The 25,020-nt window shown below is 66.6% G+C and carries 19 protein-coding genes and 1 other RNA gene; 3 read left to right on the top strand and 17 right to left on the bottom strand.

Features of this window, described 5'->3' with window-relative positions:
- Window positions 1-40 precede the first annotated feature (40 nt).
- Entirely contained in the window at window positions 41-679 is a 639-nt protein-coding gene (locus ACF3ND_RS04375; RefSeq protein ID WP_394064611.1) for an RlmE family RNA methyltransferase, read from the bottom strand.
- Window positions 680-696: 17 nt separating this feature from the next.
- On the opposite strand from ACF3ND_RS04375, the gene ACF3ND_RS04370 reads away from it, so the two are divergent.
- A complete protein-coding gene (locus tag ACF3ND_RS04370) occupies window positions 697-1,284 on the top strand; it encodes a YhbY family RNA-binding protein (RefSeq protein WP_394064609.1) in 588 nt (195 codons plus the stop codon).
- Window positions 1,285-1,381: 97 nt separating this feature from the next.
- Here the strand turns inward: ACF3ND_RS04370 and greA are convergent, their stop codons facing one another.
- Both greA and ACF3ND_RS04360 read right to left on the bottom strand, forming a co-directional pair.
- On the bottom strand, window positions 1,382-1,858 hold the full coding sequence (gene greA / locus ACF3ND_RS04365; protein ID WP_394064607.1) for a transcription elongation factor GreA: 477 nt from the start codon (window positions 1,856-1,858) through the stop codon (window positions 1,382-1,384).
- 304 nt (window positions 1,859-2,162) lie between these two features.
- Window positions 2,163-3,488 (bottom strand): solute carrier family 23 protein, encoded by a 1,326-nt coding sequence (locus ACF3ND_RS04360; protein ID WP_394064605.1) that lies wholly within the window; start codon window positions 3,486-3,488, stop codon window positions 2,163-2,165.
- 312 nt (window positions 3,489-3,800) lie between these two features.
- Between ACF3ND_RS04360 and ACF3ND_RS04355 the strand changes: the two genes are divergently transcribed.
- Window positions 3,801-4,439, top strand: a complete 639-nt coding sequence (locus ACF3ND_RS04355) for a histidine phosphatase family protein (protein WP_394064603.1) — start codon at window positions 3,801-3,803, stop codon at window positions 4,437-4,439.
- Between the two features lie 16 nt (window positions 4,440-4,455).
- On the opposite strand, the gene ACF3ND_RS04350 is transcribed toward ACF3ND_RS04355, so the two are convergent.
- The 5 genes from ACF3ND_RS04350 to carA all read right to left on the bottom strand — a co-directional run bounded on the left by ACF3ND_RS04350 (window position 4,456) and on the right by carA (window position 11,580).
- Window positions 4,456-5,088 carry a LysE/ArgO family amino acid transporter gene (locus ACF3ND_RS04350; protein WP_394064601.1) on the bottom strand — a complete coding sequence of 211 codons (633 nt, stop codon included), beginning with the start codon at window positions 5,086-5,088 and terminating at the stop codon, window positions 4,456-4,458.
- Window positions 5,089-5,093: 5 nt separating this feature from the next.
- Entirely contained in the window at window positions 5,094-5,864 is a 771-nt protein-coding gene (locus ACF3ND_RS04345; RefSeq protein ID WP_394064599.1) for an SDR family oxidoreductase, read from the bottom strand.
- 89 nt (window positions 5,865-5,953) lie between these two features.
- Window positions 5,954-6,850, bottom strand: a complete 897-nt coding sequence (gene lpxO / locus ACF3ND_RS04340; protein WP_394064597.1) for a lipid A hydroxylase LpxO — start codon at window positions 6,848-6,850, stop codon at window positions 5,954-5,956.
- A gap of 302 nt (window positions 6,851-7,152) precedes the next feature.
- Window positions 7,153-10,395: a carbamoyl-phosphate synthase large subunit gene (carB, locus tag ACF3ND_RS04335; protein WP_394064595.1), complete on the bottom strand. Its 3,243-nt coding sequence runs from the start codon at window positions 10,393-10,395 to the stop codon at window positions 7,153-7,155.
- A gap of 15 nt (window positions 10,396-10,410) precedes the next feature.
- Entirely contained in the window at window positions 10,411-11,580 is a 1,170-nt protein-coding gene (gene carA / locus ACF3ND_RS04330) for a glutamine-hydrolyzing carbamoyl-phosphate synthase small subunit (protein WP_394065779.1), read from the bottom strand.
- 169 nt (window positions 11,581-11,749) lie between these two features.
- Between carA and tal the strand changes: the two genes are divergently transcribed.
- Window positions 11,750-12,712 carry a transaldolase gene (gene tal, locus ACF3ND_RS04325; protein ID WP_394064593.1) on the top strand — a complete coding sequence of 321 codons (963 nt, stop codon included), beginning with the start codon at window positions 11,750-11,752 and terminating at the stop codon, window positions 12,710-12,712.
- 81 nt (window positions 12,713-12,793) lie between these two features.
- Here tal and ACF3ND_RS04320 read toward each other — a convergent pair whose 3' ends face one another.
- From ACF3ND_RS04320 to ACF3ND_RS04280, 9 genes are all read right to left on the bottom strand, one after another.
- Window positions 12,794-13,588, bottom strand: a complete 795-nt coding sequence (locus tag ACF3ND_RS04320) for an ABC transporter permease (protein WP_394064591.1) — start codon at window positions 13,586-13,588, stop codon at window positions 12,794-12,796.
- 1 nt (window position 13,589) lies between these two features.
- On the bottom strand, window positions 13,590-14,396 hold the full coding sequence (locus ACF3ND_RS04315) for an ABC transporter ATP-binding protein (protein ID WP_394064589.1): 807 nt from the start codon (window positions 14,394-14,396) through the stop codon (window positions 13,590-13,592).
- Window positions 14,389-15,429 carry an ABC transporter substrate-binding protein gene (locus tag ACF3ND_RS04310; protein ID WP_394064587.1) on the bottom strand — a complete coding sequence of 347 codons (1,041 nt, stop codon included), beginning with the start codon at window positions 15,427-15,429 and terminating at the stop codon, window positions 14,389-14,391. Before ACF3ND_RS04310 ends, ACF3ND_RS04315 begins: the two co-directional genes overlap by 8 nt.
- Window positions 15,430-15,539: 110 nt before the next feature.
- Window positions 15,540-16,151, bottom strand: a complete 612-nt coding sequence (gene recR, locus ACF3ND_RS04305; protein ID WP_394064585.1) for a recombination mediator RecR — start codon at window positions 16,149-16,151, stop codon at window positions 15,540-15,542.
- On the bottom strand, window positions 16,151-16,477 hold the full coding sequence (locus ACF3ND_RS04300) for a YbaB/EbfC family nucleoid-associated protein (RefSeq protein WP_394064583.1): 327 nt from the start codon (window positions 16,475-16,477) through the stop codon (window positions 16,151-16,153). The genes recR and ACF3ND_RS04300 overlap by 1 nt, the downstream gene beginning before the upstream one ends.
- Before the next feature lie 39 nt (window positions 16,478-16,516).
- Window positions 16,517-18,613 (bottom strand): DNA polymerase III subunit gamma/tau, encoded by a 2,097-nt coding sequence (locus tag ACF3ND_RS04295; protein WP_394064581.1) that lies wholly within the window; start codon window positions 18,611-18,613, stop codon window positions 16,517-16,519.
- 115 nt (window positions 18,614-18,728) lie between these two features.
- Window positions 18,729-18,826, bottom strand: an RNA gene (gene ffs, locus ACF3ND_RS04290) — signal recognition particle sRNA small type.
- Between the two features lie 16 nt (window positions 18,827-18,842).
- The gene (locus ACF3ND_RS04285; RefSeq protein WP_394064579.1) at window positions 18,843-22,145 is read right to left on the bottom strand and encodes a UvrD-helicase domain-containing protein; all 3,303 of its coding nucleotides are present in this window, start codon (window positions 22,143-22,145) and stop codon (window positions 18,843-18,845) included.
- Window positions 22,145-24,799, bottom strand: a complete 2,655-nt coding sequence (locus tag ACF3ND_RS04280; RefSeq protein WP_394064577.1) for a PD-(D/E)XK nuclease family protein — start codon at window positions 24,797-24,799, stop codon at window positions 22,145-22,147. The genes ACF3ND_RS04285 and ACF3ND_RS04280 overlap by 1 nt, the downstream gene beginning before the upstream one ends.
- Window positions 24,800-25,020: the final 221 nt, after the last annotated feature.

The following is a 25,020-nucleotide window of genomic DNA, read 5'->3' as shown; positions in this document are numbered from 1 at the left end:
TAGTTCATTCTACCCGATCCCGAGACCGGCAAGTCATAAATTACCTGGCCTTCAGACCCCGGGCAACCAGAAAAGTCTCGGCGGATTTATCGCGTGACGCCTTGGGTTTGCGTTCCACCACTCTGACAAATTTCTGCTTGAAAGATTCGACGATCTGGGAAAAACCACTACCGTGGAACGCCTTGACGATGAGCGCGCCGTCCGCAGTGAGATGCTCCGTGGCGAATTCCAGCGCCAGATCGCACAGATGCTGGATGCGGGCCGAATCGGCCGAGGCCACACCAGACAAGTTGGGGGCCATGTCTGAAATTACAAGGTCCACGGGCGCCCCGTCCAGGCTGGCGTGCAGGCGCTCGAGCATGTCGTCCTCGCGAAAGTCCCCCTGCATGAACTCGACCCCTGCGATCGGCTCCATTTCCAGGATGTCCAGCGCGATGATGCGCCCGTCCAGCACCCCGCCGGGCCCCACCATGCGCTCGCGCACCAGCTGCGACCAGCTGCCCGGCGTGGAACCCAGGTCCACGACCACCTTGCCCTTGACAGGAATCTTCTCCAGATCCAGGATTTCACTCAGTTTGAAGGCCGCGCGCGCGCGATACCCTTTTTGTTGCGCCAGTTTGACGTAGGGGTCATTTATATGCTGATGAACCCAATCTTTAGAGAATTTTTTCTTGGCCATTCCCGTACAATCTCTTTATGCCAAAACTCAACCTTACACCCCATGAGCGCAGCGATCTTCGCGCTGCTGCTCACGCCTTGCGCCCTGTCGTCCTGATCGGCGACAACGGCCTGACGCAGGCCGTGCTGAAGGAAATCAGCGTGCACCTCCAGGCCCATCAGCTCATCAAGATCCGTGTGGCCGGCGACGACCGCGAAGCTCGCCTGGAAATGCTCGAACGCATCTGCGACGCGCTGGACGCCGCCGCGGTCCATCACCTGGGCAAGATGCTGACCATCTACAAGCCCAATCCCGAACGTCCGTCCGTGTTCGGCGTTCCCGAAAAGCCCACCCGCGCCGTGCGCAAGCCTTCCGAGCCCTATACCCCCAAGAAGCTGGCGGCATCGGGCGTCAAGCGCACCCGCAGCTCGGAACGGACCCGACGCGCCGAAATGAAATCGGAACGCAGCAGCACCCAGGAAAAGAAATCATCCGCCGCTCCCCGCAGCGTGCAGAAATTCGCCGCGGTCAAGCCGGCGGCTCCTCGCAGCGCCACCCGTCGCCCGGGCAGCGCCATGTCCCTGAAGGCGGGCGCCCGTCGCGGACTGTCGTCCGGCAAGCGCTGAACGCCCGACTTCATAAATTATAAGGCCCCCGCAGAATGTGCAGGGGCCTTTCTTTTTCGGGGCGCGCCCCGAAGGCGGCGGACGGGGCCGCCGGGCATCAGATGTAGCTGATGCCGATGATCTCGTATTCGCGGATGCCGGCCGGCGCCTTGACTTCGACCACGTCGCCTTCGGACTTGCCGATCAGGGCGCGCGCCACGGGGCTGGAGATGGAGATCTTGTTGGCGCGGATGTCGGCCTCGACGTCGCCCACGATCTGGTACGTGACCTTGTTGCCCGACTCCAGGTCCTCGATCTCGACCGTGGCGCCGAAAACGACGCGGCCGTCGGCCTGCAGCGTGGACGGCTCGATGATCTGGGCGTTGGACAAGGTGCCTTCCAGTTCGCTGATGCGGCCTTCGATGAAGCCCTGGCGCTCGCGGGCGGCGTCGTACTCGGCGTTCTCGGACAGGTCGCCCTGCGCACGCGCCTCGGCGATGGCGTTGATGACGTCAGGACGTTCTACCGTCTTGAGGCGGTGTAATTCGACTTGCAAACGTTGTGCGCCCTGCGCAGTCAATGGAATCGCAGACATAATATTCCTGCTCAACAAGTAAAAGACGCTCCGCAGCGGGAGCGCCTGGAAGATAGGGAGAACCGGTGATAGGGGCGTATGCCCTGCTGCGCAGGCCAAGGCCTGCTTGCCGCCCCCGAAGGGCGTTCTTGCCTTGAGCGATCCGGCGTTCCGGCGGCCCGGCGGCAAAAAAGTCCCGCAAAGAACCGGGACTGTGAGAGCTATTGTCGGCAAACTGTCAGGAAATAGCAAGCCCCCGCGCATCGCGGGGTTTTGCCGGGTCCGCCAAGGCCTGGCGGACCCGGCATATGGCGCGCAGGCCGCGTCAGCGCGCTGCGGCGCGGCGGCCCCGCAACAGGGCGTGCAGGATGATGGCGCCGAAGGTGGCGCAACCGATGCCGTCCAGGCGGATCACGCCAAATTGCAAGGAAAAGTTGCCGGCGCCCAGGATCAGGGTGACGGCGGCCACCAGCAGATTGCGGTTGTCGCTGAAGTCGACCTGGTTGACCACCCAGATGCGCGCGCCGGAGATGGCGATCAGGCCGAACACCACTACCGACATGCCGCCCAGCACGGGGCCGGGAATGGACTGTATGACGGCGCCGAACTTGGGCGAAAAGCCCAGAAAGATCGCGATCACGGCCGCGAAGGCGAAGACCAGCGTGGAATAGATGCGGGTGGCCGCCATCACGCCGATGTTCTCGGCATAGGTGGTCACGCCCGTGCCGCCCACGGCGCCCGAGACCATGGTTGCCACGCCGTCGCCCACGAAGGCCCGGCCCAGGTAGCCGTCCAGGTCCTGGCCCGTCATGGCGCTGACCGCCTTGATATGTCCCAGGTTCTCTGCAACCAGGATGATGGCCACTGGCACGATGACCGTCATGGCGTGAGCCTCGAAGACGGGCGAGGCGAAGGTGGGCAGGCCCAGCCAGGCCGCCTGCTCGATGGCGCTGAAATCGATGGGGGTGCCGTAGCCCATGACGTTGGTGAACACCCAGTACAGCACGCAGGCCACGATCAGGCCCACCAGGATCAACAGGCGTTGCGCCACGCCGCGCGTGTACACGGCGATGCCGCCCACGCACAGCACCGTCATCAGGGCCATCAGGGAATCGAAGGTGCCTGCGCCCATGGCGCCCTTGGCGGCGATGGGCGCCAGGTTCAGGCCGATCACCGCCACGATGGCGCCGGTCACGACGGGCGGCATCCAGTGGTTGATCCAGCGCGCCGCCCCGCCCCGCGTGCGGGCGTTGAAGATCCAGACCAGCAGGCCGATCAAGGTGTAGACCAGGCCGCAGACGATGATGGCGCCCAGCGCCACGCCGATGTTGGCGTTGGCGCCGCTGCCCGCATAGCCCGTGACGGCGATCACCCCGCCGATGAAGGCAAAGCTCGAACCCAGGTAGCTGGGCACGCGCCCGCCCACGAAGACGAAGAAGATCAGGGTGCCGATGCCGGACATCAGGATGGCCAGATTGGGATCGAAACCCATCAGCAGGGGGGCCAGGATGGTGGATCCGAACATGGCCACCACGTGCTGCGCGCCCATGGCGATATTCTGCGGCGTGGCCAGGCACTCGTCGGGCTGCACCACCGTACCCGGCTCGCTGCCGGACACGCGGCGCCAGCGCGGGAAGTAGGACTGAGACATAAAAGGAAATTCCAGAAGGGAAGAAAACGGGACGGACGAACCCGGACGGCATCCGTGAGCCATCCCGGTCCGGGGATCAGGACCGGTTCATCGAGGCATAATTTTAGACATGAACGGCTGAGCTAGACAGCAAAAAACGCGGTGCGGCGCTCCTTTTGCCGCACATGCAGCGTCTGACGCAACACTGGCCGGTCCCGGCGGCTATATGCGTTATACGCATGTCGTTCTGGTTCCCCATGCCGCAAGCACTACAATGGGAGCAGCGCCAGCCCCGGCGGCCCGATGCAACTCTTTCTCTTGATGACCCTGACCATGAATACGTCCATCTGCCTGATACGCCACGGCGAAACAGCCTGGAACGCGGTCCGCCGCCTGCAGGGCTGGCAGGACATAGAACTGAATGAAACGGGACTGCAGCAGGCCCACGCCCTGCAGCGCCACCTGAGTTCGCCCGCCTTCGACATGCGGGTCGACGCCGTATTCAGCAGCGACCTGCGCCGCGCATCGGAAACCGCGCGCCTGGCCTGCCGCCACTGGGATCTGCCCGTGCAGACGGATGCAGGGCTGCGCGAGCGCGGCTTCGGCGTGCTGGAAGGCCAGCCCTGGGACGCTGCGGGGCGCCACGGCCCCGACCAGCCCGGCAACACGGTGGACATAGACTACGCCGTGGAAGGCGGCGAGTCCCTGCGCCAGTTCCAGGCCCGCGTGCTGGGCTGCTTCGAGAAGCTGGCTGCCGGGCATCCCGGCAAGAACCTGCTGGTCTTCGCCCATGGCGGGGTCATCGACATGGTCTGGCGGCGCCTGAACGGCCAGGCGCTGAACGCCAAGCGCGCCCACGCCATCCTGAACACCAGCCTGAACTATTTCAGCATCGATCCGGCCCTGAACTGGACGACTCGGGCCTGGGGGCAGTTGCCCCATCTGGAACAGGCCCTGGACGAGGCGCCGTAGCGCGCCGTCCGGCGGCCTACAGTGAGCGCGCCAGGCCCACCGCCTGCCACAGCAGGGGAAAGGCGATGGACCACATGATCACCCCGATCAGCAGCTCCAGCATGCGCCAGGCGCGAGGCTGCCTGAACAGCGGCAGCAGCAGACGCGCACCGAAACCCACGCCGAAGAACCACAAGGCCGATGACAAGGCGGCGCCAAGCACGAACCAGGGTTTCTGCTCGGCCGAGAACGACGCGCCCAGGCCGCCTATGATCAGCAGCGTGTCCAGGTACACGCCCGGATTCAGGTAGGTGACGGCCAGGGTGGCCAGAATGGTGGCCCACAAGCCCGCCCCGCCCTGTCCATCCAGCAATTCCAGACTGCTTTGCGAGCGCAGGGCGGAATGGAAGGATCGGGCGCCGTAGGCCAGCAGAAACAGGGCCCCGCCCAGCGTCAGTGTCAGGGCCAGCCAGGGCCGCGCCGCGATGACCGCGCCGACCGCCATGACCCCCATGATGATGAACAGCAGGTCCGACAGGGCGCAGATCAGTACGACAGGCAGCACATGGCGGCGCAGCAGGCCCTGCTTGAGCACGAACGCATTCTGGGCGCCGATGGCCACGATCATGGCCAGGCTCAGCATGAAGCCTTTGAACAAAGGTTGCAGCATGGGAATCAGGAATCCTGGGGCTGGCGGGGCTTGCGCGGCGCATTGCGCGCCAGAAGGTCGTACAGCCAGTTGGGAAGCAGGCGCATCAGGCGCGAAACCACGCCCATGGGCCAAGGTATGACTCGATAGGATGCGCCGCGCGCGATGGCCTTGACGGCTCGCCGGGCAAAGGCGTCGGCCGGCATCAGGAACGGCATGGAATAGGGATTGCGGGCGGTCATGGCGGTGCGCACGTATCCCGGCGCGATGGTGACCACGCGTATGCCCTGCCCCGCCAGTTCCAGGCGCAGGCTTTCGCAATAGGCGATGACGGCCGCCTTGGAGGAGCTGTACGCTCCGGCGCCGGGCAGCCCGCGTATGCCGGCCACGCTGGCGATGCCCACCAGGGCGCCGCCGCCAGCCGCCTTCATGGGCGCGACGAATGGCTCGAAAGTGGCCACCATGGCCAGCAGATTGGTGTCCAGGATGGCCTTGAACACGGCGAAGTCCTCGCGCTCCTCGGTCAGGGTGCCGGCGCTGATGCCGGCGCTGGCGATCACCACGTCCACTTTTCGCCCACAGAAAGCCAGGAAATCGTCGGCCGCCTCATGCAGGGCATGGCGGTCGCGCACGTCCACGGCATAGACGCGATGCTCGCCGGGCAGGCTGTCCGCCAGGGCCTGGAGCTCGTCCAGGCGGCGCCCCAGCAGGCCGAGGCGCGCGCCCTGCGCAGCGTACTCCCGGGCCAGGGCGCGCCCCAGTCCGCTGCTGGCGCCGGTGATGAAGACCGACAACATGGCTCAACGCTCCCGCAAACCGGTGCGCGGACGGGGAAGCCGGCGCAGAGACGCCCGGCCGACGGCGAGGCCTGCGTGCATAAGCATGATCACAGGAAGATCAGGGCCAGAATGGCCAGCACCAGCGCCCATTTGAGCACGTAGTACAGGGTCTCGTTCTTCTTCTTGATGGCCTTGCCGAAGCGGCGCACCGCATAGACGGCGCCGAAGATGCGGTTGATGCCGCCGGTGCGGTCGCCTTCCTGGTTGGGCGCCGCCGCGGCGCGCAGCAGAAACCCGCCCACGGCGTGGTTGACGGCCTGCGCCCAGCGATAGCGCATGGGGCGCTCCACGTCCGCGAACAGGATGATGCGGTTCTGGTCGGACTTGTTCTCCGCATAATGGATGAAAGTCTCGTCGAACACGACGGCCTGGCCGTCGCGCCAGTAGTAGGACTGGCCGTCCACATTGATGTAGCAGTCCGGACTGTTGGGCGTCATCAGGCCCATGTGGAAACGCAGCGAGCCGGCGTAGGGATCGCGGTGGCGCGGCAGTCGGCTGCCCGGCGGCAGCGAGGCGAACATGGCCGCCTTGATGGATGGAATGTCCTTGAGCAGGCTGGTGGTGACCGGGCACAGTTCGCGCGCCGACGGATGGTCCGCGTCATACCACTTCAGGTAGAAGCGCTTCCAGCCGGTCTTGAAGAAGGAATTGAAACCGGCGTCATTGTATTTGTCCGAGGCCTTGATGTGGCCGTCGCCGTACAGACGCTCGGCTTCGGCGCGGATCTCGTCGCAGCGCTCCAGCAACACCTTCAGTTCCGGGAAGTTCTCCAGGTCCAGGTAGGGCTTGTTGGGCACGGCCGAGAAGGCGTACATGAAGCAGTTGAGCGGCGCCGTGAAGGTGGAGTGATCCAGCACCTGGCGGGAAAAGCGATGCCGCACCCGACCCCTGAAATGCACGACCAGCGTGCATGCGATGAACAAGGCAAGAATGAACCACTTCACGACATGATCTCCATAATAAGCCCCCACGCTGCGCAGGCTGATGCCTGCTTGCTGCCCCCCGAGGGGGCGATTTTTGCCTTGGGGCGGCCCGGCGGCAAAAAAGCCCCCACGCTGCGCAGGCCGATGCCTGCTTGCTGTCCGCCTCGCGGCAGGCAGGCCGCTCGGATTCGCCAGGCATAGTACAGTCCGCAGGGACTGTACTATGTCCGGGCTCATCCCCCAAGGGGGCTTTGTTCCTTGGGGCGGCCCGGCGGCAAAAAAAAGGGCGCACCTGCGGGTGCGCCCTTCCGGCCTGATGCGCCTTAGTGTTCAGCGAGCGAAGCGTGCAGCTCCTGGACCGCGTAAACCTTCAGGCCATCGCCATGGCGCAGATACTGCAGGCCTTGGACCGCCGCCACCGCACCGGCAATGGTGGTGTAGTAGGCAAGATTAGCAGCCAGGGCGTGAGTACGGATTGTACGCGAATCGGCAATCGCGTTGCGGCGCTCTTCGACCGTGTTGATGACCAGGGCGACTTCGCCGTTCTTGATCATGTCCACGATGTGCGGGCGACCTTCGGTGACCTTGTTGACCACCTGCACGGGCAGGCCTGCCTGCTCGATGGCGGCGGCCGTGCCGCGCGTGGCGACCACCTTGAAGCCCAGCGACACCAGGCCGCGAGCCACTTCGACCGCCTGCGGCTTGTCCTGGGCGCGCACGCTGATGAAGGCCAGGCCGCTGTCGGGCAGGCGCACGCTGGCGGCCATCTGCGATTTCACGAAGGCTTCGGCGAAAGAAGCGCCCACGCCCATGACTTCGCCGGTGGACTTCATTTCAGGCCCCAGGATGGTATCCACGCCGGGGAACTTCACGAAGGGGAACACGGCTTCCTTGACGCAGTAGTAAGGCGGCGTGACTTCTTCGGTGACGCCTTGCTGGGCCAGGGTCTCGCCGGCCATCACGCGCGCGGCGATCTTGGCCAGCTGCAGGCCGGTGGCCTTGGACACGAAGGGCACGGTACGCGAGGCGCGCGGATTGACTTCCAGCACGTAGACCTCGCCGTCCTGGATGGCGAACTGCACGTTCATCAGCCCCTTGACGTTCAAGGCCTTGGCCATGAGGGCCGTCTGGCGCTTGATTTCGGCCACGGTCTCGTCGCTGAGCGAATAAGGCGGCAGGCTGCAGGCGGAGTCGCCCGAGTGCACGCCGGCCTGCTCGATGTGCTGCATCACGCCGCCCACGAACACGCGCTCGCCGTCGGCCAGGCAGTCCACGTCCACTTCGGTGGCGTTGTTCAGGAAGTGGTCCAGCAGCACGGGAGAGTCATTGCTGACCTTCACGGCTTCGCGCATGTAGCGCTCCAGGTCCTGCTGCTCGTGCACGATCTCCATGGCGCGGCCGCCCAGCACGTAGCTGGGGCGCACCACCAGCGGATAGCCGATCTCGGCGGCCAGGGCGATGGCCTCGCCTTCCGTGCGTGCGGTGCGGTTCGGCGGCTGGCGCAGGCCCAGCTTGGTCAGCAGCTTCTGGAAGCGTTCGCGGTCTTCGGCCACGTCGATGGACTCGGGGCTGGTGCCGATGATGGGCACGCCGTTGGCCTCCAGGGCGCGGGCCAGCTTCAGGGGCGTCTGGCCGCCGTACTGCACGATGGTGCCGACGGGTTTTTCGGTGTGCACGATCTCCAGCACGTCTTCCAGCGTCAGGGGCTCGAAGTACAGGCGGTCGGACGTGTCGTAGTCGGTGGACACGGTCTCGGGATTGCAGTTGACCATGATGGTTTCATAGCCATCCTCGCGCAGCGCCAGGGCGGCGTGCACGCAGCAGTAGTCGAACTCGATGCCCTGGCCGATGCGGTTGGGGCCGCCACCCAGGACAATGATCTTCTTCTTGTCGGTGGGGTTGGATTCGCACTCTTCCTCGTAGGTGGAGTACATGTAGGCGGTGTTCGTGGCGAATTCGGCCGCGCAGGTGTCCACGCGCTTGTACACGGGGCGCACGTTGAGCTGATGGCGCAGCTTGCGCACTTCGGATTCCACCGTGTCCAGCAGGAAGGCCAGGCGGCGGTCGGAGAAGCCGCGGCGCTTCAGGCCGAACAGGGTGTCGCGATCCAGATCGGCCAGCGTCTTCTGCTCCAGGGCCAGCTCGATGTCCACGATTTCCTTGATCTGGGCCAGGAACCAGGGGTCGATCTTGGTCAGGCTGTGCACTTCGTCCAGGGAAAAGCCCTGGGCGAAGGCGTCGCCCACGTACCAGATGCGCTCGGGGCCGGGCTCGCCCAGTTCGACCTGCAGTTTTTCGCGGTCGGTGGTCTTCTGGTTCAGGCCGTCCACGCCCACTTCCAGGCCGCGCAGGGCTTTCTGGAAGGATTCCTGGAAGGTGCGGCCGATGGCCATGACTTCGCCCACGGACTTCATCTGGGTGGTCAGGCGGGAGTCGGCCTGGGGGAATTTCTCGAAGGCGAAACGGGGCACCTTGGTGACCACGTAGTCGATGGTGGGCTCGAACGAGGCCGGGGTCGCGCCGCCGGTGATCTCGTTGCGCAGCTCGTCCAGGGTGTAGCCCACGGCCAGGCGCGCGGCGACCTTGGCGATGGGGAAGCCCGTGGCCTTGGAAGCCAGCGCCGAGGAACGGGAGACGCGCGGATTCATCTCGATGACGATCATGCGGCCGTTGTCGGGATTGACGGCGAACTGCACGTTCGAGCCGCCGGTGTCCACGCCGATCTCGCGCAGCACGGCGATCGAGGCGTTGCGCATGATCTGGTATTCGCGGTCGGTCAGCGTCTGGGCGGGAGCCACGGTGATGGAGTCGCCCGTGTGCACGCCCATGGGGTCCAGGTTCTCGATGGAGCACACGATGATGCAGTTGTCGGCGCGGTCGCGCACCACTTCCATCTCGAATTCCTTCCAGCCCAGCAGGGATTCCTCGATCAGCAGTTCGCTGGTGGGCGAGGCTTCCAGGCCGCGACGGCAGATGGTCTCGAATTCCTCGGGGTTGTAGGCGATGCCGCCGCCCGTGCCGCCCAGCGTGAAGCTGGGGCGGATCACGACGGGAAAGCCCGAGGTGCCGATTTCCTCGGCGATGCGCTTTTGCACCGCCCAGGCTTCGTCCATGCTGTGGGCCACGCCGGACTTGGCGGACTCCAGGCCGATGGAGGTCATGGCGTCCTTGAACTTCAGGCGGTCCTCGGCCTTTTCGATGGCTTCGGCGTTGGCGCCGATCAGCTCGACGCCGAATTTATCCAGCACGCCGTGTTTGGCCAGGTCCAGGGCGCAGTTCAGCGCGGTCTGGCCACCCATGGTGGGCAGCAGCGCGTCAGGACGCTCTTTTTCGATGATTTTTTCGACCGCCTGCCAGGTGATGGGCTCGATGTAGGTGACATCGGCCGTGTCGGGGTCGGTCATGATGGTGGCCGGATTGCTGTTGACCAGCACGGTCCGGTAGCCTTCCGCTTTCAGGGCCTTGCACGCCTGGGCACCGGAATAGTCGAATTCGCAGGCCTGACCGATGATGATCGGGCCCGCGCCAATGATGAGAATACTTTTTATGTCTGAACGCTTTGGCATGGTGCGATAGTGATCTTACGCGGCTTTTTCGGCCTGGTGGGCAGCCATCAGGCTGATGAATTTGTCGAACAGCGAGGCGATATCGCGCGGTCCGGGCGTGGCTTCAGGATGGCCCTGGAAGCAGAACGCGGGGCGATCCGTCAGCTCGAAGCCCTGCAGGCTCTGGTCGAACAAGGAGATGTGCGTGACCTTGGCGTTGGCCGGCAGCGTATCGGCGTCCACCGCGAAACCGTGGTTCTGGCTGGTGATGAACACGCGGCCGCTGGACAGTTCCTGCACGGGGTGGTTGGCGCCGTGATGGCCGTTCTTCATCTTGAGGGTCTTGGCGCCCACGGCCAGGCCCAGGATCTGGTGGCCCAGGCAGATGCCGAAGATGGGCAGCTTGCGCTCGAGCAGGCCGCGGCAGGCTTCGATGGCGTAGTCGCAGGGCTCCGGATCGCCGGGGCCGTTGGACAGGAACACGCCGTCGGGCTGGTAGGCCAGCACGTCGGCCAGCGGCGTCTGGGCGGGCACCACGGTGACCTTGCAGCCGCGGTCTGCCATCAGGCGCAGGATGTTGGCTTTCACGCCGAAGTCGTAGGCGACCACGTGGAAGCGGCCGGTTTCAGGCTGGGTGAAGCCCTGCCCCAGTTCCCAGGAGCCTTCGGTCCAGTCGTGGCGCTCGGTGGTGGACACGACCTTGGCCAGGTCCTGGCCTTGCATGCCCTTGAAGGAGCGGGCCAGCTCCAGCGCGCGCTCGGCGTCCTCGCCCACCATGATGCAGGCGCCCAGGGAGCCTTTCTCGCGCAGGATGCGGGTCAGTTTGCGGGTATCGACGCCGGAGATGGCGACCACGCCCTGCGACTTCAGGTAGTCGGGCAGGGACTGGGTGGAGCGGAAGTTGGACAGGCGGGAAGGACAGTCACGAACGACGAGCCCGGCAGCATGGGCCTTGGTGGATTCGGAGTCCTCCGGGTTGACACCGGTATTACCGATGTGCGGATAGGTAAGCGTAACAATTTGCCCGCTGTAGCTTGGGTCGGTCAGGATTTCCTGATAACCCGTCATGGCCGTATTGAAAACGATTTCAGCAACGCAGTGCCCCTCGGCACCGATTGACACCCCTTTGAATAGGGTTCCATCCGCCAGGGCTAGGATAGCACTAGTGATAGTGCGGGACTCCTCAGGAAATAAAGACGGCAGCACGTTAAAAAACCCCGGTTCTGAAATTGACATTAAACCTTCTGATTATATGCCGAATCCCCCTTCTTCCGAAAGTTAATCGGGAAAAACACTGAAAAAAGGCGCGTTTCGCCACAAAATCGTCTACAGTGGCCGATTGGCTTGATGGCTTTAAGATGGACTTGCAACAGACATGACGACTCAGCTTGAATCCCTGCGCCAGTACACCACCGTCGTGGCCGACACCGGCGATTTCGAGGCCATGCGCGCCTTCCGTCCCACGGACGCGACGACCAACCCATCCCTGATACTGAAGGCCGTCCAGCTGCCGGCCTACCGGCCCCTGCTCGATCGCGTCATCGCCGACCACCCGCAGGCCAGCCTGGCCGAGACCAGCGACCTGCTGCTGGTGGCGTTCGGCCGCCAGATCCTGGACATCGTGCCCGGCCGCGTCTCCACCGAAGTGGACGCCCGCCTGTCCTTCGACACGCCGGCCAGCATCGAGCGCGCCCGCCAGATCATCCAGCACTACGAGCGCGCCGGCGTGGACCGCGAGCGCGTCCTGATCAAGCTGGCCTCCACCTGGGAAGGCATACAGGCCGCGCGCGCCCTGCAGGCCGAAGGCATACGCTGCAACCTGACCCTGCTGTTCTCCCTGCCCCAGGCCGTCGCCTGCGCCCAGGCCAAGGTGACGCTGATCTCCCCCTTCGTGGGCCGCATCTACGACTGGTTCAAGAAAGCCGCCGGCGCCGACTGGAACGAGGACGCCAACCGGGGCGAGAACGATCCGGGCGTGCGCTCGGTGCGCAGCATCTACGAATACTACAAGACCTACGACATCCCCACCGAGATCATGGGCGCCAGTTTCCGCAACATAGGCCAGATCCAGGCGCTGGCGGGCTGCGACCTGCTGACCATCAGCCCCGAGCTGCTGGGCCAGCTGGCCGCCGCCGACGGCGAGCTCTCGCCCGCCCTGAGCGTCGCCCGGGCCAAGGCCGCCGCCCCGGAATGGCGCGCCAGCAACGAGGTGGCCTTCCGCACCGAGCTGAACCAGGACGCCATGGCCACCGAAAAACTGGCCGAAGGCATACGCCTGTTCACGGCCGACGCCATCAAGCTGGACGCACTGATCCAGCAGGCTCGGCAGCGGAGCTGAACTCCGCCCTTCCCGAACTGAAAAAAACCGGCCCCATCGCAAGACGGGGCCGGTTTTTTTCATGCGGCGCAATGGCAAACGCTAGAGCTTCTCCGTCTCGCCCCCTTTGGGCCGCCAGGCCAGCATGCGTTCTTCGAACAGGCTGACCAGGCCGTCCAGCACCAGGGCGAAGATGGTCAGGACCACGATGCCGGCGAACACGGTGTTCACGTCCAGCGTGCCTTCGGCCTGCAGGATCAGGTAGCCCACCCCGCTGGCCGAACCCAGGTATTCGCCCACCACGGCGCCCACGAAGGCCAGGCCCACGGAGGTGTGCAGGCTGGAGAACACCCAGCTGGTGGCCGAGGGAATGTAGACGTGACGCAGCAACTGGCGGCGGCTGGCGCCCAGCATGCGGGCGTTGTCCAGCAGCGTGGAGCTGACCTCGCGCACGCCCTGGTACACGTTGAAGAACACGATGAAGAACACCAGCGTGACGGCCAGGGCCACCTTGGACCAGATCCCCAGGCCGAACCACATGCCGAAGATGGGCGCCAGGATGACGCGCGGCATGGAGTTGGCGGCGGTGATGTAGGGATCCAGCAGGGCCGCCGCGCGAGGCGACAGCCCCAGCCACAAGCCGCAGCCCAGGCCGGCCACCGTGCCGATCACGAAGGCCAGCAAGGTCTCGCTCAGGGTGACGCCCAGGTGCAGGTAGATATCGCCATTGGTCACGAACCAGGCCCAGATGACCTTGATCACCTCCAGGGGCTGGCCGAAGAAAAAGGCGACCTTGGGGTCCAGGGTGAAGAAGTGCCAGGCCAGCAGGATGACGACCAGCAACAGGATTTGCCAGGCGCGCAGGGCCAGGCGGGAACGGTGAGTAGACTTCGACATATCAGGCGCGCTTTTGTTGGGCATAGCCCTTCAGGACTTCATCGCGCAGCACGGCCCAGATGGCCGAATGCAATTCGACGAAGCGGGGCTGGTTGCGGACTTCGGCCACGTCGCGGGGACGCGGGAGATCGATGTGGAATTCGCCGATGGGGCGCGTGCCCGGCCCGGCCGACAGCACCACGACGCGATCGCTCATGGCGATGGCCTCGTCCAGGTCATGGGTAATGAACAGGACGGCCTTGCGTTGCGCCATCCAGATTTCCAGCACTTCGTTCTCCATCAGCTGCCGGGTCTGGATATCCAGGGCGGAAAAAGGTTCATCCATCAGGATGATGTCCGGGTCGCGGATCAGCGTCTGGGCCAGCATGACGCGCTTGCGCATGCCGCCGGACATCTGATGCGGATAGCGGTCGCCGAAACCGCCCAGGCCGACCCGCTTGAGCCATTCCCGGGCGCGGGCGCGCGCTTCGTCCTGCGGCACGCCGGCGAACTCCAGGCCGGCCATCACGTTGGACTCGGCGCTGCGCCAGGGCATCAGCGCCTCGCCCTGGAACATGTAGCCGGCGCGCTGGTTCACCCCTTGCAGGGGCTGACCGAAGACGCGCACCTGCCCGGCGGAGGGGGCCAGCAGGCCGGCCCCCACGTTCAAGAGCGTGGACTTGCCGCAGCCGGTCGGACCGACCACGGACACGAACTCGCCAGGGGCGACCGTCAGGCTGGCGTCGCGCACCGCGGTGTACGTGCCCTTGCCGTCGCGCGAGGCAAAAACACAGCTGACGTTGTCAAGGGAAAGCGCGGCCTCAGGCATGGGGGTACTTCTTGTTGGCATTGTCGGCAAATTCGTTGGTGAAGATCTTGCTGGTGTCGATCTTGGAAGCGTCCAGGTTGGGGACGAAAGCCGCCAGCGCATTCAAGGCCGTGGCCGGGCCGTCCTCGTCCACCAGGCCGTTGGGCGAGAGCGACTCCTTGTTGGCGTCCAGGCACTGCTTGTACAGCTCCACGTCACCCAGCAGGTAGGCGGCCGGCACGGTCTTGGCGATGGTCTCGGCGTCATTGGCCTGGATCCACTTGTCGGCGCGCACGATCGCATTGGCCAGCGCCTGGGCGGTCTTGGGGTTCTTGTCCAGGAATTCCTGCGAGGCGTACAGGCAGGCCGAGGGCATGTTGCCGCCGAAGATCTTCCTGGTGTCGGCCACCGTGCGGGTATCGGCGATGACCTGGATGGCGTCTTCCTTGGCCAGGGTGCCGATCACCGGATCCAGATTGGCCATGGCGTCCACCTGGCCGGTACGCATGGCGGTCACGGCGCCGGCCCCGGCGCCCACGCCGATGAAGGAGACGTCCGAAGGCTTCAGCCCGTTCTGTTCCAGGAAGAAGTTGACCATCATGTTGGTCGAGGAGCCGGGCGCGGTCACCCCGATCTTCTTGCCTTTCAGGTCGGCCGGCGACTTGTAGTCGGGCATGGTCTTCCTGGAGACGGCCAGCACGATGGCCGGAGCGCGGCCCTGCTGCACGAACGCGCGGTAGAACTGGCCCTTGGCCTGCAGATTGATGGTGTGCTCGAACGCGCCCGAGACCACGTCGGCGCTGCCGCCCACCACGGCCTGCAGGGCCTTGGAGCCGCCCGCGAAGTCCGCGACCTTGACGTTCAGGCCTTCATCCTTGAAGAAACCCTTGAGCTCCGCGATGGACAGGGGCAGGTAGTAAATCAGCGCCTTGCCGCCTACCGCGATCGTGATGTCTTTCTTTTCCAGCTCCTGGGCGCGGCCGACGGACGGCAGCGACATGGCCAGCCCGGATGCGCCGGCCAGTTTGAGCATGTGGCGACGAGTCAGTGTCATGGGGATCCCCTTCTTGTTGTGTAGTCATAAAGTAAAGGCCTAATACTTATACTACTAAAACGAGGGGTACCGGGACGCGAGCGGCCAAATGGCCGCCAGGGCGGTCGGGCCTAGGTGGCGCGCCGCTCCATCAGGGCCCAGGCGATGGTGCCGGGATCCACATATTCCAGTTCGCTGCCGGCGGGCACGCCGCGCGCCAGGCGGGTGACCTTCAAGCCCTGGCTGCCCAGCATTTCAGCCAGGTGATGGGCGGTGGTCTCGCCTTCGGCCGTGAAATTGGTGGCCAGGATCACTTCCTGGACCTGCCCGTCGCCGGCCCGCTCCAGCAGGCGGTCGAACTGCAGGGCGTCGGGCCCTATGCCCTCCAGCGGCGTCAACCGGCCCATCAGCACGTAGTACAGGCCGCGGTAGCCGTGAGTGGCTTCGATCATGTTCTGGTCGGCGGGGGTCTCCACCACGCACAGCAAGGCGGGATCGCGGCGCGGGTTGGAACAGGTTTCGCAGACTTCCTGGACCGTGAAGCCGTTGCAGCGCCGGCAATGCCGCAGGGTCTGGGTGGCCTGCTCCAGCGCCCGGCTGAGCTGGTCCGCGCCCACCAGGTCGTGCTGCAGCAGGTGATAGGCCATGCGGCGGGCGCTGCGCTCGCCCACTCCGGGGAGGCGGCGCAGGGCCTGGATCAGAACCCGAAGCGGTTCGGGTTCGGCGATCTGCGGCTCGTTCATCAGAAGGGGAACTTCATGCCGGGAGGCAGGGGCAGGCCGGCGGTGACGCCCGCCATCTTTTCCTGCGAAGTGGCTTCGGCCTTGCGCTGGGCGTCATTGAAGGCGGCCGCGATCAGGTCCTCCAGCATGTCCTTGTCCTCTTCCAGCAGGCTGGGATCGATGGACACGCGGCGCACGTCGTGGCGACAGTTCATGACGACCTTGACCAGGCCGCCGCCCGAGACGCCCTCGACCTCGATCTCGGCCAGGGCCTCCTGCGCCTTCTTCATGTTTTCCTGCATTTGCTGCGCCTGACGCATCAAGCCGGCAATCTGACCTTTCATCATGGTGTGGTTTCCTGATTGTTGGAATTGAACGAGGGCCGCTCAGGCGGCCCGGACCAAGGGAGCTGCCTTGACCGACCCTTCCTTGACGCTGGCGCCAAAGTCCCGGATCAGGGTCAAGACAAAGGGATCCTGGGCGACCTGCTCTTCGGCCTGCCGCTGGCGCTCGGCCAGTTTGGCCTGCTCCACGGCATGGGCCGTGGCATCGCCGGTGTCGCCGTATTCGATGGCCAGCTGCACGGCCTGGCCGAAGTATTCCGACAGCACGGTGCGCAGCCGGGCCTTGCCCTGGCTGCCTTCCGTGGCCTTGATCTTGGCGCGCAGATGGATTTCCTGGCCTTGCACGCCCACCCATTCCGTCTGCCGGGCGAGCTCGGCGGCCCAACCGCTGAGCGGCAGCTCGGCCGCCACGGAAGGCCATTTCTCGGCCGTCATGCCGCCCAGGCGCACCGCGCGGCTGCCCTCGCGAGCGGGCGCCGGCACAGGCAGGCCCAGCTCGCCGTCCGGCATGAAGTTGCCCGAGGCCGGCAGGGGCGGCATGTCGTCGTCATCGTCGCCGCCGGAGGCGGCGTCCATGCCGGCGGGCTGGTAGTTCTCGAATTCGTCGTCCATGCCCTCGGACAGCCAGGCCGGCTCCTGCAGCCCGTCGTCCGCAGCGGGCGAAGCGGCTGGCTCCCGGGCGGCCGGGGCGGAGTCTTCCTGCTGACCGGGCGGCTCGTCCTGGACGGCGACGGGATCGGCTTCGGCCACGGGCGCAGGCTCAGGCGCCGGTTCTGACTGAACCGGCGAGGGAACTTGCGGAGCCGGCGCATCGGCGGACCGGCTGCTCGGCGCGGAGTCCTCCCAGGCGGGAACGAAATCATTCCTGGCAGGAGGGGGCGGGACGGGCGGAGTCGGCGCAACGCGGGCCTGGACGGGCGGCGCCTCGGCGGCCTCCCGGGCGACGGGCGCCATCGGTGGTTCGGACGGCACAGGGGCAGAAGGAAGCGCCGCCTCTTGCGGCTGCGTTCGGCCGCCTTCAGGACCGACCGGCGGCGCGGGCTGGGCCGGCACCGGTTCGGGCAGCAGGGCCAGCATGCGCAGGCAGGCCATGACGAAGCCGGCGTATTCGTCCGGCGCCAGGGACAGTTCCTGGCGGCTGTGCACGGCCACCGAGTAGAAAAGCTGCACGTGGTCGGGCGAGAGCGCAGGCGCCAGCTCGCGCACCGGGCCGGCCAGGGGGTCGTCGTCAGTGATGGTGCCGGGAATGCGTTGCTCGATGGCGATGCGCGACAGCAGCGTGGCCAGATCGGCGAGCGCCCCCGCGTAGGACAGGCCGCGCGCGGCCAGATCGTCCGCCACCGCCATGATGGCCTTGGCGTCGTAGGCCACCAGGGCCTGCAGCAGTTGCGCCAGGTGGCGCTGGTCTATGGTGCCCAGCATGGCCTGGACGGCCTGGGCGCTCAGGTCGCCGGCGCTGTAGGCGATGGCCTGGTCGGTCAGCGACAGGGCGTCGCGCATGGAGCCTGCCGCCGCCTGCGCCAGCAGGCGCAGCGCCGGAACGTCGAACTGCATGCCTTCCTGGGTCAGGATATCCTGCAGGTGCTCCACGATGGCCGGCACCGTCATCTGCTTGAGGTTGAACTGCAGGCAGCGCGACAGCACGGTCACGGGGATCTTCTGCGGGTCCGTGGTGGCCAGGATGAATTTCACGTGCGCCGGCGGCTCTTCCAGCGTCTTGAGCATGGCGTTGAAGGCATGGCCGGTCAGCATGTGGACTTCGTCTATCATGTAGACCTTGTAGCGTCCGGCGCTGGGCGCGTAGACGGCCTGCTCCAGCAGCTGCGTCATTTCCTCCACCCCGCGGTTGGAGGCGGCGTCCAGCTCCACGTAGTCCACGAAGCGGCCCGCGTCGATCTCGGTGCAGGCCCGGCAGGCGCCGCAAGGCGCGGCGGTGATGCCGGTCTCGCAGTTGAGCGACTTGGCCAGGATCCGCGACAGGGTGGTCTTGCCCACTCCCCGGGTCCCCGTGAACAGCCAGGCATGGTGCAGGCGTTGCGTGGACAGGGCGTGCGTGAGCGCGCGCACCACATGATCCTGACCGATCAGGGTGTCGAAGGAGCGAGGGCGCCATTTGCGGGCCAGAACGAGATAGGTCATGCGAATTCCGGACGGCGTGAGCCATCAGCACAGATGAGCGAAAGGAAAAGTGTACCGGATTCGGTGCCCGAGAGGAGCAGACAGACCGGGCGCGCTGGACCCGGCAAGAATGTGAAGTGGCGAGCCTGACTCCGGCACTGACTCTGCACGGCTGTGGCTGCTTCGTTCCCGACCTGACCAGGTTCACCGCCGAACCATGCGGAGGGGCCCGCCATCTCGTAGTGTAGCACTAATACGGCACCCACAGGTCCGCGCGCGGAAAATAAAGCGCGCCGCGCGCGGGCCGGCCGTCCAGCGCCGCGACCTGGGCGCAATAGCGCTCCAGCTGAGGCGCATACCGCTGCAGCATGCGTTCGCGGAACAGCTCCAGGTTCTCGCCGGGCGCCGGCCGGCTGGTCTTGTAGTCCACCACCAGCCAGTGATCCTCCTGCGAGATGGCCAGGTCGATGATGGACACCCGGCCGCTGACGTCCAGCAATGACCATTCGCGGTGCGCTCGCGCCACGCCCAGCAGCCAGCGGCCCTGCTCGGACCGCGTCGTGGCGGCCACGGCTTCGAACAGGGCCTGGCCGGCCTCGTCCAGATAGGCGCCCGGCACGCCGGCGCGCTGCAGCTGGCGCCACATCACCGGCCGGCTTTCGCGCAGGCGCTCCAGCGGCCATTGATCCAGGCCCTCGCGGCCCAGTTTCTCCAGCCAGGCGTGCGCGACCGTGCCTATCGCGGTTTCGTGGCTGGTGTCCAGCGTCCAGTTCCATGCCTGATGGGCCTGCGTGACGCCCGCCTGCAGGCCGGGCGGCAGATCGGGCAGGCGGACCACGCGCACGAGCGGCGGCCCGACCAGTTGCTCCCCCGCCCCCGTCTGGCTGTCCAGCACGGCCTGCCAGGGCGGGGCCGGCGGCGGCGTGACGGCCGACCACAGGCGGCTCAGCAAGGAGCGGCCGTCGGGTTCGCGCAGCCCCTTGTCCTGGGTAATGCTCAATTCGGCGAACAGATGCAGTTCCCGGCGCGCCCGCGTCAGGGCCACATAGAGCAGCCTATGGCTTTCCTGTTCGGCGCGTATGCGCTCGCGCGCGGCCAGGAACTGCGACACCGGGTCGCGGTCCTCGCTGGCCCGGTGCGTGATGGGCCCCAGGATCAGGCGCTCGGCGCTATGCTCCAGCCGGATCAGAGGCTCGGAATCCGCCGCCGACTGCTTGTGCAGGCCGAACAGGATCACGGTCTCGAACTCCAGGCCCTTGGACTTGTGAATGGTCATCACCTCCACGGCCTTGCCCGAACCCTGCGGCGTGGCGTACAGCGATTCCACGCGCGCCTGCAGCAATTGCTGGTCGGGCGGTCCGTAGGGACACAGTTCCTCCAGCAGGCGCAGCACCTGTTCCGCGTCGGCCTGATCGGCGACCGTGGGATAGACCCGTTCGCCGCCCAGGCGCGTCCAGCACTCCTGCACCCAGGCCGCAAAAGGCATCAAGCCGCTGCGGTTGCCTTCATCCAGCAGGACCTGGCGGGCGAACAGCAGGCGTTCACGTTCGCCCGGTTCCCAGTCCAGCGCCTCGCAGTCCCGCAGCAGCTCGGGCATGGCCTGGCGGGGATGCCGCGCGCACAGGCGGTGCAGGCTGTCCAGGCGCAGGCCTATCATGGGCGAGCGCAGCAGCGACAACCAGGCCAGGCGGTCCGCCGGATGCGCCAGGGCGCGCACCAGTTGCACGAGGTCGGCCACCACGGGACGCTGCTGCAGGGGCTCCAGTTCGACGGCGCGGCACGGTATGCCCTGCTCGCCCAGCTTGCGCACCAGGCCGCTCAAGTGCGAGCGCGCGCGTACCAGGATGGCGACCGGATGGGGGCTGCCGGAATGGCGCTGCAAGGCGGCGCCGGCGCAGCGCACGGCCTGCTCCACCGCCTCGTCCTGGGCCGTCTGCTGGGCCGGGGTTCCATCCTCGCCGCGCGCCACGCGAAAATGCCAGGATGCGTGGAACTCCACCGCCGAGCCCGGCTCGTCGGGCCTGAAGGCGATCGACTCCTCGTAGGTGACCATGCCAAGCTCGGGGTCGGATTGGCGAGGGAACAACTGCGTCCCCACCCGGTTCACCCATTCGACGAGCCGCGGATGAGAGCGGAAGTTGTTGGTCAGATTGAGCGGCTCCAGCGGCACGTCGCCCAGGCGCCGCTCCTGCCAGACGCGCAGGAACAGGCCCACCTCGGCCTTGCGGAAGCGATAGATGGACTGCATGGGATCGCCCACCAGGAACAGGCTGCGCCCGTCGCCCGGCTCCCAGCCGCTGGTCAGGCGCTCCAGCAACTGCACCTGGGACTGGCTGGTGTCCTGGAATTCGTCCACCAGCAGGTGCCGGATGGAGCGATCCATGCGCAGCAACAGCTCGCCCGGCTCCTGCGCGTCGCCCAGAGCCTCCAGCGCCCGCTGTGCGATCTCGGTGAAATCGACCTCGGACTTTTCGGCAAAGCGCAGCTTGAGCTGGGCCGCCGCCAGCCACAAGACCTGGATGAGGTTGGCCAGCACGTCCTGCTGCTGCGCCGAATACTGGCTCGGCAACAGGCGGGCCGCCGCCAGCCTGGACACCCAGGGCTCGGTGCCCAGGCAGCGGCCCAGCCAGTCGGCCAGGAGTTCTTTTTCGGCCGTCTTGGGCGGGAAGCCGTTGCGCACGGTCAGGCTCTTGCGCACGTCGCCCTTGTCCGTCAGCAGCAGGCAGGCCAGGCCGCGCCAGCGCGGCAATTCATCCATGACCGGCGCCAGCGGCTCGCCGTCCCAGTCGGCCAGGGCCAGCACCTCTCCATCGTCCAGGTTGGCCGCCGCGAAACGAGCCAGCGGCGCCAGGGTCGGCGCCCAGCCGGGCGGCATGCAGCGCCGCAACTGCTCCAGCTGCTGTTCGACCACCTCGCGCAGGCTCTCCTGCAGCACGCTCACATCCCCGCCCGCCCCCAAGGCGGGCAGCCATTGGTCGCGGCTGGCCAGCATGGCGGCCAGCAGGGCCTGGGCCTGGGCCAGGTTCACATCCATGTGTTCCAGGAAGCGCGCCACGCTGGGCATGCTTTCCGCCATCTCCAGCGTCGCCCAGGCGGCGGCCTCGTAGTGCTCCAGGGCATTGTCGGCAATCGCCGGCACGCCGCCCAGTCCGGTCACCCAGGGCATGGCGCGCACCAGGTGCGCGCACAGCGAGTCGATGGTGCGTATGCTCAGGCGCGCCGGGTAGGCCAGCAGGTCCCACTTCTGCTCGCGGTTGCGGCGCATGGCCTCGCAGGCCAGCTCCCAGCTTCGCACCCGATAGGGTTCGCTCGGGCAGGGCTGGTCGGCGGCGGCCAGTTTTTCCAGTACGCGGGCATGCATCTCGGCGGCCGCCTTGCGCGTGAAGGTGATGGCCACGATTTCCTCGGGCCGGTCCACACGCGCCAACAACCCCAGAATCCGGTCCGTTAGCAATTCGGTCTTGCCCGAACCGGCCGGGGCCTGCACCAGAAAGGAACGGTCGGGATCCAGCGCCCGGCTGCGGGCGTCACTGTCGCTAGGTTGAAAAGACATCACATTTCCCCGCCGTTGCCGACGGCATCGTACTTTTGCTGAAACAAGCGCAGGAACGGCAAGACGTCGCAATAAAGCAAGTCGTTGCGGTTCCAGATCTGATTGGCCGCCCGGCCCTGGATGAACTCATCGGCCAATCCCTGCACGGCCTGCCTCCAGGCCAGGAGCTGGGCCAGCCATTGCTGGCCGCTGTCCACTTCGGTCATGCCCGCGATCTCCATGCCCGGCGCCGCCAGTCCGCTGAACGCGACCTGGCGCGCATGCAGGCGCACAAAAGCCAGCGCGCTGACCTGCTGGCCCTGCTCCTGCAGCACGGTGGCGTAGAACGGCAGCTGCAGATTGACGGGACGGCCGCGCAGCCAGTCCTTGTCGGGACGCAGTTCGCCCATGCCCGTCTTGTAGTCCAGCAGCACATGGGACCCGTCCGCCAGGCGATCGAGCCGGTCCAGGCGCAGGCTCAGCCGCAGCGGGCCGCGCGTCCAATCGACATCCTCTTCGGTCGCCTCCAGGGCAAAGGGCGGACGCCGGGCTTCCAGCTCGGCATATTCGGCCAGCACGGCCCTGGCGCGCTCCACTTCCAGCGCGCGCAGCACCGGACCGTAATCAGCCAATTCTTCCTGCGCCGCCTGCTCCACGCTGTCGTGCAGCACCTGCGCCAGGCTGGCCCGGGCCAGGTGCTCGTGCAGGGTATCCTGGTCCTGCACGGAGCGCCAGAACAGTTCGACGGCCCTGTGCAGAAACAGCCCGCGCGTGTTCATGTCGCCCAGGCGCGCATAGTCCGGCAGCGCCTGGCCGTGCAGGCGGAACTTCACGAAAGCCCACAGGGGATTGCGCGCCTGGGTGTCGAGCACGCTGATGCCCCCGCGTATGGTTTCCTCAGCCTGCAGGGCCGGCCCCTGCGCATCGGGCAGGCTCGCCAGTTCGGCCGCCTCGCCGCGGCGCGGCGCCCACTCCAGCTCCAGCAAAGGCCAGGGCGCGATCAGGGGGCTGGGCCTGAGTTCCTGTTCGCCCAGATGCATGGGCGCGCTCAGCAGCACCTGATCCGCGCAACGCAGCAAGGCCGCCATCATCCAGCGCGCCCACTCCAGTTCGCGTTCCGGCGTGGAGCGCGGCGCCTGCGCGCGGCGCAGCACATGGGCGGGAATCAGGGGATTGGGCTTGACGGCGGCCGGCAGCACCTCGTCCGTCAGGCCCAGCACCCAGACGGCGTCCCAGCGGCCGCCTTCGGCCTCCAGGAAGCCGAGCACGTCCAGCCGCGCGCGCGGGTCGCGCTGCGGCTGGAACAGGCTCTCGCGCGCCATGCGCGCCAGGGCGCCCTGCGCGCGCAGAGCGCTGATGCGGCCCAGCACCGGGGCCTGCTGGGCAAAACACAGCATCAATTGCTCCAGCGCTTCCAGGGTCTGGAACTGCGCGCTGTCCAGGCTGGCGCTGCCGGGAAACCCCAAAGCCTGCAGGCATTGGCGCATCACGCCGGCCCACACGTCCACGCCCTGGGCGCCGGTCGGGGCCGCCTGCAGCACCGTCATGGCGCGGTCCCAGGCCTGCGCCAGTTCGGGTGCATAGCGGCTGAGCATGTTCTCGAATTCATTGCGCCGCACCACCGTCAGGCGGTTGTCGCGCCAGGCCTTGTCGATCTGGGCGCGCCCGCCCGCCTCGGGCTGGTCGGCCTGGCAAGCCCCCAGGCGCAGGGCCTGACCCAGCAAGGCGGGCTCGGCACGGCCCTTTTCGGCCAGCGTGAACAGGGCCTTGAGCCAGGCCAGGGCGGCTTCCACCAGCGGCCATTGCGCCAGGGCTCTGGCCGCCGCCACGTTGTACGGAAGCACGCCCTGCTCGGTATGCATGGCCTGGCGCAGCAGCCTGTGCACCAGCGGCAATTGCGTCTCCAGTTGCGCCGCCACAATGGCCACGCAAGCCTGGGGATTCTCGTCCAGCTGGCGGCGCGCCCAGCGCACCGCAAGCCGCCATTCGGTGTCCGCGTCCTGCGCCTGGACCCGCCACACCTGCGAGGCCTGGGGTTCCGGCTGATCCAGCCGCACTATGCGCAGCCCCATGGCCTGCAGACCCGCGAGCAGGCGCTGCAGGCGCGGGGAGAACTCATGAAAGCCATGCAGGACCAGATGAGTGTGCCGCAGGTGCAGCGCGCCTGCTTCCACCGCCGCCACCACGCGCCCGGCGGCGCGGTTGGCATCGTCCAGGTCGCCCTGCTCCAGGCCGGCGCGATAGTGGGCGCGCCACAGCAGGAAGCGTTCGTAATCCATGCTGGCCTCGGACGGATCGATCCGGATCTCCCAATCGTCCAGCAGGCTGTCGGCTTCGCAGGCAAAACGCGCGGCCTGGGCCATGTCCAGGAAGTAACCTTCGGGCTCGCATTGCTCGATGCTGTGTTCCCAACGCTGCAGGGCGGCAAAGCGATCCATGTGATGGGCGGCCGGCTGCCATTGGGACGAAAAGCACAACTGGTCGCTGGCCTGCGCCAGCCAGGCGCCCAGCGGCAGGATCTCGGGCACGGCCACGGTCCCGCCCTGCGCCGCCAGCCGGGCGGACAGCCGGCCCAGCAGTCGGCGCGCATAGCGGTTGTTGACGGTCAGCACCACCGTGCGGGCGCTGTCCAGTTCCTGCAGCTCGGCTACGGAAATGGCAGGGATGTCATGCATGTCGAAAACCGGTTAAGTTTGCAAGAAACGACCGCGCTCAGGCGGTCTGCCCGGTCATTGTAGCGGTGCAACACAACTCCTTGACCATGACGGGCATCGCTCTCGATCCTGGCCCCCTTCGAGGAAGGTCGGGCTGGAATTGTCTGCGGCAGCGGCGGTGCGAAGCGGCGCCCAATCGCAATCAAGGCAAGCGGGGCTCAACATGCCGCCCCTGAACGCAC

The sequence above is a fragment of the Alcaligenes sp. WGS1538 genome (assembly GCF_043187505.1).
GTDB lineage: Bacteria > Pseudomonadota > Gammaproteobacteria > Burkholderiales > Burkholderiaceae_B > Alcaligenes.
Note: the sequence above shows the minus strand (reverse complement) of the source record. Positions and strands in the feature narration are given on the sequence as shown.